10 protein-coding genes are annotated in these 11,344 nt (G+C 38.1%); 2 read left to right on the forward strand and 8 right to left on the reverse strand.

Annotated elements, in window-relative coordinates; genetic code table 11:
- From B5D25_RS12390 to cobI, 4 genes are all read right to left on the reverse strand, one after another.
- A partial coding sequence (locus B5D25_RS12390; RefSeq protein ID WP_143405147.1) for a helix-turn-helix domain-containing protein occupies positions 1-520 on the reverse strand: 520 nt, incomplete at its 3' end.
- A gap of 193 nt (positions 521-713) precedes the next feature.
- Positions 714-1,427 carry a class I SAM-dependent methyltransferase gene (locus B5D25_RS12395; protein WP_078788277.1) on the reverse strand — a complete coding sequence of 238 codons (714 nt, stop codon included), beginning with the start codon at positions 1,425-1,427 and terminating at the stop codon, positions 714-716.
- Positions 1,428-1,541: 114 nt separating this feature from the next.
- Complete coding sequence (locus B5D25_RS12400; protein WP_078788278.1) at positions 1,542-2,477, reverse strand: phosphotransferase enzyme family protein; 936 nt, start codon at positions 2,475-2,477, stop codon at positions 1,542-1,544.
- A gap of 750 nt (positions 2,478-3,227) precedes the next feature.
- Entirely contained in the window at positions 3,228-3,914 is a 687-nt protein-coding gene (cobI, locus tag B5D25_RS12410) for a precorrin-2 C(20)-methyltransferase (protein WP_078788280.1), read from the reverse strand.
- A gap of 227 nt (positions 3,915-4,141) precedes the next feature.
- Between cobI and B5D25_RS12415 the strand changes: the two genes are divergently transcribed.
- A complete protein-coding gene (locus B5D25_RS12415; RefSeq protein WP_078788281.1) occupies positions 4,142-5,194 on the forward strand; it encodes a substrate-binding domain-containing protein in 1,053 nt (350 codons plus the stop codon).
- A 4-nt stretch (positions 5,195-5,198) separates the two neighbouring features.
- On the forward strand, positions 5,199-6,722 hold the full coding sequence (locus B5D25_RS12420) for a sensor domain-containing diguanylate cyclase (protein WP_078788282.1): 1,524 nt from the start codon (positions 5,199-5,201) through the stop codon (positions 6,720-6,722).
- Positions 6,723-6,795: 73 nt separating this feature from the next.
- Here B5D25_RS12420 and B5D25_RS12425 read toward each other — a convergent pair whose 3' ends face one another.
- The 4 genes from B5D25_RS12425 to B5D25_RS12440 form a co-directional block, all read right to left on the reverse strand.
- Positions 6,796-7,812: an SDR family oxidoreductase gene (locus tag B5D25_RS12425; protein ID WP_078788283.1), complete on the reverse strand. Its 1,017-nt coding sequence runs from the start codon at positions 7,810-7,812 to the stop codon at positions 6,796-6,798.
- A gap of 44 nt (positions 7,813-7,856) precedes the next feature.
- Positions 7,857-8,723, reverse strand: coding sequence for an alpha-hydroxy-acid oxidizing protein (locus B5D25_RS12430; protein WP_078788284.1), 867 nt, complete (start codon positions 8,721-8,723; stop codon positions 7,857-7,859).
- Positions 8,724-8,725: 2 nt separating this feature from the next.
- A complete protein-coding gene (locus B5D25_RS12435; RefSeq protein WP_078788285.1) occupies positions 8,726-9,550 on the reverse strand; it encodes a sugar phosphate isomerase/epimerase family protein in 825 nt (274 codons plus the stop codon).
- A gap of 157 nt (positions 9,551-9,707) precedes the next feature.
- On the reverse strand, positions 9,708-10,883 hold the full coding sequence (locus B5D25_RS12440) for an iron-containing alcohol dehydrogenase (protein WP_078788286.1): 1,176 nt from the start codon (positions 10,881-10,883) through the stop codon (positions 9,708-9,710).
- Positions 10,884-11,344: the final 461 nt, after the last annotated feature.

Consider the following 11,344-nt stretch of genomic DNA (forward strand, 5'->3'; position numbering starts at 1 on the left):
AAAGCATCTGTTTACTGTTGCATTCTCCCCAGAAATCAGCCACATCATGATTTGCTTCGTCATTAATTATACCGTTGCTGAATTCTCTTACCAATGCTATAAATTTCTTTTCTTTTGTTTGAACAATACGATAATCCATATTCTTACCGCCTTTCACAGATATAGTAATCGTAAGCGGATTAAAAAGCTTCAGCTTGCAGACTTCTGTTCTGGCTTTTTGGGGAGCTATACCATGAAACCTTGTGAACGCTTTAGTAAAGCTTTCCGGTGTATCGTAGCCATACTTCATTGCAAGATCAGTGATTTTCGCATCTGTCTCCACAATTTCTTTTCCCGCCAAAGAAAGGCGGCGATTTCGAATATACGTGTTGGCAGTTAATCCAGTCACGAAACTGAAAGCCCTGTGAAACTCGTAGCTCGACGTATGCACCTGCTTCGCTACATCTTCATAGTTAATCTCCTCGAGTAGATGTTCTTCCATATACGTGATGGCTTTTTGTAATGCTTCAATCCATTCCATGCTTTCGTCCTCCTGCTTACATGTCCATTATGGATGATATCTGAAAAAGAAACATTTCCCCGTTTGCGAAATTTTGTCAGATCATACCATTTTGTTCTCTAGGATACTCTAAATCACCTCGCGATATATTTCGGCAATCCGTATTTTTTCACTTTTCTTTGTTAGTTTAATTCCGATATTTCTTGTTATCGATTTAGGTAATTATCTTTCTACCAACATAAGTAACTACATTCGTTGTGAGATGGCTGATAATTTCACCTCTGGGAATATCATATTCCTGATAACTCAACGAGTTTTTTATAGGTTCATATTTATTAAAAATCTTCTCTATATATGATTGAATTTCATTCGTTTCAAGATTAACTTCAAATTGGGGATCCAATTCTTCAAGAGTATCTGTTTTTCTTTCATTAACCTCAGAATTTATGACCAAACAGACTATTCCATTCGGCTTTAATCCTTCTTCCATTTCCTGAAGTTTTTTCAATAGTATTTCTTTGCTTTCTACATGTTCCAAAGCTGAAACTACTATTATTAGATCATATATTCCCTTTTTTATCTGATAATGTTCAATTGCATCAACATAACCATTTATACTTTCTGTTACTCCACATTCTTGTGCGTTTGTAAGCAGTTTCTCAATGGCAATCTCCAATATATCTACACAGTCTATAAGGCATTTTTTTTCAGAGAACCACTCAGCAATAAAGATACTGTTCCTTCCAACACCACACCCCAAATCCAAAACGCGAAGAGCATCATAATCAGCAAAATAAGTTACAATATCTTGAACAGTCTTAATAGGTTTCTTTAGCCAACTATCAGAATTATATAAAATCTCTTTTGAATAAATCTCCGTATGCGATTGTCTTTCACTTTCTCGTATCTTTTCTATTCTAGTTTTCATTTATATATTCCTCATATTCTATTGAGTATAAAACTGAAAATAAACTTTACTTACACTTTCCAAAAGTAACGCATTATTATCCTATAAAAAAGATTAATTACATCATAGAGTAGCTTAAAAGAATTCTTCCGTCGTTTCTTGCCACTTATTAAGCCACCAAAGTTGTCCGTCGATAAAACCTTCATCTATGCAGTCGATACCATATATCTCAAGTATTGTAGCCTGAAGCTGAAAATGTCTGATTGCCACCCAATATGGGAAAGAACTGATTTCTTCACGGCTTAGTGCATGATAGCCCGAATATCCTGAAAGAAACTTCCGGTATACTTCTTTGGTCAGGGCAATATCTTCCAGTTTCAAATTAAAATAATCTGTCATGTCACACATAACCATGACATCAAACATGAACGGAGCTCGGCAAACGGTGTCAAAGTCCACAAGAAAAATCTGCCCGTCGGTGTTCTGTAACAGATTTCCTCGGTGAAGATCTCCGTGACACTTGCCCTGCGGAAGATACTTAACCTTATCCCAAAGACGCTCCCCCAATTCCTCATACTCAGCAATGCGCGGGTAATTCTTTTTACGAAGGCATTCCAGATATCGTCCAATGAAGAATTCTTTTTCCTTTGGTACAGTATCTTCAGGATACTTCTCCATCAATTGATGAAATCTTCCAACCAAGCCTCCAACATCTGCCGCGCATATTTCCATATCCGGCTCATTACCATCTATGAATTCCATAAGAACGATTAGTTTTTTCTCACCATCAGTTTCCGTTTCGAAAAAAGCTTCACCGCTCTTTGTCAGCATTGTTTTAGGCGCCAGGAATCCGTTTCCTTCAAGATATCTCATAATAGATATCGACTGCCTTGCGGTATCTGAAAAAGCTGAGCCTATAACCTTAAGCAGATATTTATTCTTACCGTTCACAACATATGTATGGCTGCCACCTTCTCTCAAGAATTCCAAAGAAGGGGAATCTATCCCATATTCTTTTGTCAGAATCTTTTGAAGTATTCTTTCATCCATGGCTATTTTCACTTTCCTCATCGGCCTTACAGCCTGACATTATCAGTAAATGACATGACCAGCTCAATTGTGTCAACAGTGCTGACACTTTTTCGTTTCCGTTTTACGGAAAAACTTTCACAAAGAAACATTTCCCCGTTATCAGTAATATGTGCTTCGATGCTCTGAGTGCATCTTTTTGTTTTCTTCACATATGGATTATTTCTATTCAATAAGTTCAGAACAATGAATGGTGAAATAAAACAAAAACAAGAAAAATTCTACTAGAAGAAAACATCCTTTAGCACGTGCAGAAGTTTAAAGATACAATACCCCAAAACACTTCCGGCGAAGACTAATAGAAAAGATATGCCTAACAACCTGGGTTTATCGTGCCTTTTTTTAAATATAATAATCCATAGCGCAATTAGGGCAATAAAAGCCATTAAACATACCATTCCACATATTATAGAAAACGGATATGCAATTGGATATATCGAAATTTCATGAAATGTAATGATGCAAAGCCATAAAAAAAATGACATCAATCCCATCATTCCAAATGTTCCGATTCCTACAGCACACAGATAAAACAAGAATATATGATCTAATGCATAATTCTTTTCGGAATGTTCAGTCATATATAGTCCACTCTCCTTTCCTTATCATTTTCTTGGATAATGCGCTATCGCTTCATCCATTTACCAGAATATAATTATATACCCATTTTATCGTAATTCTTGACGAAATCAACGGGATTAGGTACAGTCAAAAATAGTGCTTAGCAATTAATTACTTCTCTTTGACTATTATAGTCATCATATATTCTCCGCTGTCAGGAAATTCCACGGCGGATCTGTAACATATTTCATCCTTGGTTCCGCATCCGGAAACAGCATAGACATCTATATCATCTCTTCCAAGAAGAATCTCTCTGATCTTAATTATATCTCTGCCGCTCTTCATGAACACCTTTGTTCCCGGCAGACTGAGAGCACTAAGCACACTTTCGGAATTTGGGATTATATGCACCTGCTCATCGCCGCAGCAAAGATTAATACCCAATCTGTTGGCACAGGCATTGATGGACGAAATACCGCTTATTGAGACAGTTTCCACCCCGTCTTTCTTCGCCCTTTCAGCAATATATGAATAGGTCGAATAAATAGCCGGATCCCCTATCGTTAGGAAGGTTACAACTTTCCCATCATGAACAAGCTTCTTCACAGTCTTATAAATATCCTCATAAATATTCTCAAGACGAACCTTATCTTTGATCATTTCAAATTCAAATGAAATAGTTTCTATCTCATCAACTTCAGGAATAACCTGCTTAACTATCTGATATGCTCTGCATTTGTCTTGATCTTTTCTTGGACAAACAAGCACATCCGAGCCTTTTATTATCTTTATTGCCTTAAGTGTTAAATCCTCCGGATCACCGACTCCAACGCCGACTCCATAAATCTTTCCTGCCATAATAAATCCTTTATACTTTCTTTTTATTTTTCTTTTCAAAATTATATACCCAAGTCGCAGCCTTTACCAATTAGATTTTTTAATTCCTACATCCTCCGTCACTTGTTTTTTCAGATATCCACGATTCAAAATATGTACAAATTCCTCAAATAGTTATATAATTAATGTATAAAATCATTGAATTGTATTACAATTCATTTATGTTTCATCTTAACGGGAGGATTTCTATGAAGCGAATAAAATCTGTATTAATACATGTTTTTGCAATGCTCCTCTTGTTTTCATTATGTTCATGTTCAAAAGACAATCCACAAAATAATACTCAAGAAGAGCAGACTGTACCGGATTTTGAGCCTCTTACCGATATAGTCGAAGGGCGAGATGACATATATCTTATTATTAAGGTTCTAAACAGTAATTACTGGGATACCATTGTTAAAGGCGCCAAGGATGCAGGCGAAAAGTTCAATTGCAACGTCTATTACAGTGGTACTTATAAGGAAACCGATTGGAAGAATCAGGAGATGCTTCTCGATAAATGTGTCAGTCTTGGAGCGGATGCTATAATCCTTTCGCCTGATGATTCCATAGGGCTTTCAGCCAAAATCGAAGAAATCCATTCAAAAAATATACCAATAGTTTTGGTGGATACCGCTGCAAATACAGATGGATATGATGTCTGCTACATGACCGATAACCTGTATGCCGGAAATATTGCAGCAGATGAAATGCTTAATCAGCTTTATAAAGCCGGTTTTTCCGAAAATGAAGAGCTTTCTGTCGGAATACTTGTCGGACAAAGTTCATCCCAGACCATCAACGAAAGACTTGCAGGTTTCTATCAGTACTGGATTACGCATGCACCCAGTAAATGGACCATTATTTCCGATATCAAGAATTGCAACGGAGATATATCTCTCGGAGATAAATATGTAAATTCTCTGATTGCTGAAAATGAGAATCTCCATGGCTTATATGCCACAAATAACGGACCTACCAAAGTCATTGCCAAATCCGTACTGGCCAACAATTCTAAAGATATTGTCGTTGTCGGCTTTGATTACTCTGATGAGATAAAACAGCTCATTGAAACACCGGAATATCATGCTTCAACCATACTCCAGAGACAGTATCAGATGAGCTACAACGGAGTTGAGACAGCACTTAAACTTATAAACGGCTACAAGAATGATGTTAAATTTGAAGATACCGGAGTTGTAATTGTAAATATAGATAACCTTGAAGACCCTGAAGTTAAATCAGTAATAGATACAAATTAAGCCTATGAAAAAGATCGATTCCAATAAAAACAGAAATAATATAAGATTAATAAAAGGTAGCCAATCATATCATTCCGTAATAGCAATATGCCTGGTTATATTTTTGGTAGCTATCGCTATGCTGATTTCGACATTCAACAGTCTTATCAGACAGCATGACGAGAAGCTGTCCGGAGAAATCTGCACTCTCTTTTCTGAGAAAATGAGTAATTCCATCTCATTTATGACAGATTCAGCCCGGGACATTTCTTCCATTCTTTCGATTCAGGACTTCGATTCTCCGGAAGAAATATATGAAATTTTAAAGACATATGATGCCGAAAAAATCCAAAGCATCGGCTTCATCGATGAAAATGACAAGATTTATTCTAAAGATACCGAAGAGACAGAATTCGCAAAATGGAATCTTCTCAAAACTGCAAAGCTGGCGAGTCCCGTATCTATTTCCGCACCATATCGTTCAACAAAACTCGGTCAGCCTGTAATAACAATTTTCGCTAAGTTTACTTATGGCAGATCTAAGCAGGGATACATTTATCTTACTTATCTTTTCAAGACTCTTCAGGATGTTGCCACAACAGAATCCCTTAACAACGAGATTGAAATCTGGCTTATGGATGCCAAATCTTCAAATATAATCCAATGCGTCGGATCGGATCCGCATGCCTCAGGAAGCTGGGCAAATGCACTCCTTGCAATGAGTGATATCAATGCAGATGATAAATCTGACTATGATAAATGGTACAATAAGATGCTTGCAGGGGAACCAAGTGCCTCTGTCGGTTATAAGATTCAGAAAACCTACTACTCACAGTTCTGTTCAGCCATCGAATCAATGCCCGGCTGGTATGTGGTTGTTCGTATTCCGAGCAATGCTCTTTCGGCAACTATGAAGGTTTTCAGAAACCATGTTATCATTTTCCTTCTCGTTCTCCTTGTGATAGTATTCGTACTCATTTCGAAGTTCTACTCGTCATGGAAACGTGAGAATAAGATACTTAGCCAGCTGTCTATAAATGATCCGCTTACGGGAGCGCTGAACCGCCGCGCATTTGAACTTGCCGCAACCTATATGCTTTCCAAATCCAAAGAAGCAGCGCTTATCTTCTTTGATATCGATTACTTTAAGCAGGTAAATGACAGCTACGGACATGATATCGGAGATAAACTCCTGACTGAATTTTCGGATGTGCTTTATAAGAATTTCTCTGATAATGCTCTTATATCAAGATACGGTGGAGATGAATTCGTAGTCCTTGTTCATATGAGCTCGGTTGATAATGTAACTGCAAAATTAAAACAGGCTACCGATGATGTGCATGCTATACATCTTACCGATAGTAATGAACAAAACGACTCTGACAAGAAACTCGTAATAAGCTTCAGTGCCGGAGCCGCAAGATATCCTTATGATGCATCTACATTGACAGATCTTCAGAAATGTGCCGATTCAGCATTATATACCGTTAAAGAACAGGGTAGAAATGCATATCTCTGGCACCAGGATCTGCCAAGTGATCAGAATTAATTTTCTTTATATCCTATTTCAACAAGTACGCGTTCTATAAGTTCTGCATTTTTACTCATTATTTACTCCTTTATTAAAACTTTGCTTTCTCAAGAACATCAATAACCTTATCGCACCACTGATCGAATTCAGGATCTTCAACCTGACATTCAGGATGAGAAAGAACATGATCAAGAGCAATTCTCACACCTCTGTCAAATGGAACTCTTGTCTTCATATCAGGCACGATCTTCTTAAGTTTACTGTTATCAAATACAACTGAAACTGACTTATCTCCTTCAAGGCTACCTTCAAAATCAAATCCTAATTTATCACCGCAGGCAATAAGGAAATCCGTAGCTACATGGTAAGCCTTAAGTTCCTTACCAAGTACATTTGCTATTGTCTGATAGATCTGATTCCATGTAAGAGTTTCGTCAGAAGTAATATTAAATGCTTCACCGATTGCATGAGGATTTCCCATAAGTCCTGTATAACCTACAGCGAAATCAGCATTCCATGTAACTGTCCAAAGACTTGTTCCGTCTCCCTGAATGATAACAGGCTTCTCATCCATAATTCTTTTGATAACCTGCCAGAAACCATTTTTACCATGGACACCGAGAGGAACATTTCTCTCATCATATGTATGGCTTGGTCTTACTATAGTTACAGGGAAACCTTCTGTTCTGTACTTATCCATGAGGAATTCTTCGCACTTGATCTTATTTCTCGAATATTCCCAATGAGGATTTGAAAGTGTTGTTCCTTCAGTAATAATATAACTTGCTGCAGGCTTATGATATGCAGAAGCTGAACTAATGAACATATACTGTGAAGTCTTACCCTTAAAAAGTCTGTAATCTCTCTCAACAGCATCAACTGTAAAAGCGATGAAATCACTTACAACATCGAATTTATGATCTTTGATCTTCTCGGCAATTGCTGCCTCATCATTTATATCTGCTTTTATAAGATGAGCGCCTTCAGGAATAGCTTCCGGTCTGTTCCCTCTGTTGATGAGCCAGACTTCCCACTTCATCTCTTCTATCAATCTCTTTACTATAGCTGTGCTTATAGTTCCTGTTCCGCCAATAAATAATACCTTCATATCTTTCTATCCTCCTAATACTTTTTCTGCTCTTACGCCTTTATCTACTGATTCAAATGATAAATGACACTTGGATCGATACTTACAACATCCTTCGATGAAGTTCTGAGCATCATAGCGCGAAGCTCTCCTGTCATCTTCTTCATTGTCTTACATACGCCTTCTGCGCCTTCATTTTTCAGTGGATCGATAAGAATCTTTCCAACCGATACAAGGTCTGCTCCAAGAGCAAGTGCCTTAAATGCATCGAAGCCACTTTCAATACCGCCATCAATAATGATGCTGAGTTTATCTCCCACATGCTTTCTTATGTCAGGAAGGATCATGAGATGAGGAACGGCACATCTCATAAGTCCGTTGTGATGACTCATGATGATACCCTTACATCCAAGTTCCATAGCCTTATCTGCATCATGAAGACTGAAAGCACCCTTTATGAAAAATGGAATCTTCGCAAATTCCACATATTCTCTAAGTTCCGCAAGTGTAGGAAGCTTCATTTCCTTACCGAGAACAACCGAGTCCTCATCATCTTCCACATTTACAGAATGCTCCACATCCATTCCGACAGCCATTGCACCATTTTCACGGGCAAACTCAATCCTGCTGAGTATCTCGTCTTTATCTTTGTATGGCTTTATGACCTTCATAACATGAGCACCTGTTTCAAGTACACTCTTTAATTCAGCATTGTCGCCCATTCCGATACTGACAGGTGCATTAAGCATCGCTGCACCTTCAGCCATTGACTTAAGATCAAGATGACTGAGGGCCGCAGTCATGATCGGTGTATCAAATGTAAATCCGCAAAATGTAACCTTGGATGATGGTCTCTCTGCGCCAATAATCCTGCTCTCAACAACAAGAGAATCCATATATTTTCTTGCTATTGTAATAGAATCTTCATTCATATCTATACCTCCACTCCAGCTTTTTCGGCTGCATTTTTAACATACTTAAATGCTTTATCATATTCTTCAAATGTCGACATATGTTCAAGAAGGATTGCTCCATCCTTCGGAAGATATTTGTCCAATATCTGAAGGATCTTAGGATAATCAAGATTTCCTTCTCCCGGAGGACATTCATCAATATGTGTTGTATATTTTGTAACATCCATTCTGCTGTCTTTTATATGAGTACTCTTTATAAATGGAGACAGCTTCTTGAAACAGTCTTCCACAAAATCGCATGCACATAAGAATCTTCTCGGAGAATTGATCATATTTACAAAGTCCATATGAACAGCAAATCTTTCTCTGTCCACATCATCAATCAATTTAAGATATACGTCCGGTCCGTCAGGTATCATCCATGGCATAGGCTCGATGGTATAATAAGCCTTTGTCGGTGCCGCTTCATCGATCACCTGTCGAATACTCTTAACTATTGTCACATAATTATCATCTGTAAAATTGGACACATCCGCTGCATCCCAGGAGAGACTACTTACAGTTCCCACAATATTTACACAGCACTCAATCCCGAGTTTATCAGCAAGTTTCAGCTGGTTTACCGCATAATCAATATCCTGTCCTATAAGAATATTTCTCCATACGCCAATCTCACTTATCTTCACATGATTTCTTTCGATGATATCCATGTATTTACGTATAAGATTCTCATCATCTTCACAGCAAAATGGAGCAGTGATTGCCTTAAATCCAGATCTTATAAGAAGTTCTTCCCATTCTTCGGGTGTCTTAAATTCACCCGTTACAGTTCCGCCAAGTATCATTTTTTACACCTCTTTTTTTATTATTTTAATGTGTAAAATAACCGGACCTACTGCCACCCCAAATACAGACTTCTTTAAATGAAAATATCATCTTTTACATCTGTACCCCCTGGGAAAATAGCAATGATACGGTCCGGTTACAAAGGATGCATTTATCCTAGATCATCATTTTATAAATATTTGTACAATCTTCTTCGTTAAGTGTTACGAATCCTGAGATACTTCCCTGTCTTCCGTCACCACGACATAATACTTCAACAAGCTTTGGAATATCTTCTTCCTTAGCACCGATCTCCTCAAAATTCTTAGGCATTCCGAGAGAGATAAGGAACTTCTGGAAGCACTCGATCCCTTCAAGAGCAGTTACTTCAGGATGCTCGAAATCCATCTGACATCCCCATACACGTACTGCAGCCTGAGCAAATCTCATGATATTGTGATTCATCTCATACTTAAATACAGCCGGCATAGTTACTGCAAGACCTGCTCCGTGAGCGCAGTCATATAATGCAGATAATTCATGCTCGATTGAATGGCTGTTCCAGTCCTGACTTCTTCCGACACCACATGTATTATTATGAGCAACCATTCCTGCCCACATAATATTTGCTCTTGCATCATAATTATTTGGATCAGCGATAACTCTTGGTCCCTCATGCTTCATTGTTAAGAGAAGTGCCTCGATAAGTCTGTCTGTTACTTCTACTTCCTTTGAATTAGTAAGATATCTCTCATAAAGATGAGCCATGATATCTGTAATTCCGGCTGCTGTCTGATAAGCAGGAAGTGTCTGTGTAAGTGCAGGATTGAGGATACTGAACTTAGGTCTTATAGCATCACCGCTTGCACCACGCTTGAACATACCTTCTTCCTTTGTTATAACCGAATCAGGGCTTCCCTCACTACCTGCAGCTGCAATAGTAAGAACTGTTCCTACAGGAAGAGCCTTCTCGATTCTCTTTCCTCTGTAGAAATCCCAGAAGTCACCATCATAAACAACGCCGGCAGCAATAGCCTTTGCTGAGTCGATAACACTTCCTCCTCCTACTGCAAGAATGAAGTCAACTCCTTCTTTCTTACAAAGATCTATACCTTCATATACAAGTCCGCTTCTTGGATTTGGCTTAACACCACCAAGTAAAGTAAAGTCGATTCCTTCCTTCTTAAGAGAATCCTGAACTCTGTCAAGAAGTCCTGAACGCTTTGCGCTTTCTCCACCGTAATGGATCAGTACTTTGCTTCCTCCGAAACGCTTAACATAGCTGCCTGCCTCGTTCTCTGTTTCCTTACCAAATACAAAACATGTAGGTGAATAAAATGTAAAATTTTCCATTTATATCTAGCTCCTTTCGCTTAAAAACCGTATATTTATGCGCCCCAAAAAACGCCGCTATATCTATATTTTATAACCCCAAAAGAACAAAAAAAAGCAAATATTTATTGAATTTTGCCCATTTTTTGCTATCATCAGAGTAGTTACGGTAAATAGCAACCCGAGAGTCCCGTTTGTACTCCAAGAATCCCATTTTGTAAATGAGATTCCTGTTTTGTAAGCGAGATTCCCCTTTTGTAAACGAAAATCCCGTTTTGTAATCGAGATTCCCGAGTTTTCATATTTACCTTGACATGATATAATGCGTTCAGCAGAAAAAAGTGTATAAGAAACCAGAGATCAATTCCCTCTCGAAATTTTTGTATTCGGAGAATCCATCCCTGTGTGGATAGTTTGAAGTTGGTTCCTCTGGCGGCTTAAGCAAGTTTTTCTGTTACTTTTTGAGAAGCTTCGGCTTTAAG

Origin of the sequence: Eubacterium ruminantium (assembly GCF_900167085.1) — a bacterium.
GTDB classification, from domain to species: domain Bacteria; phylum Bacillota; class Clostridia; order Lachnospirales; family Lachnospiraceae; genus Eubacterium_Q; species Eubacterium_Q ruminantium.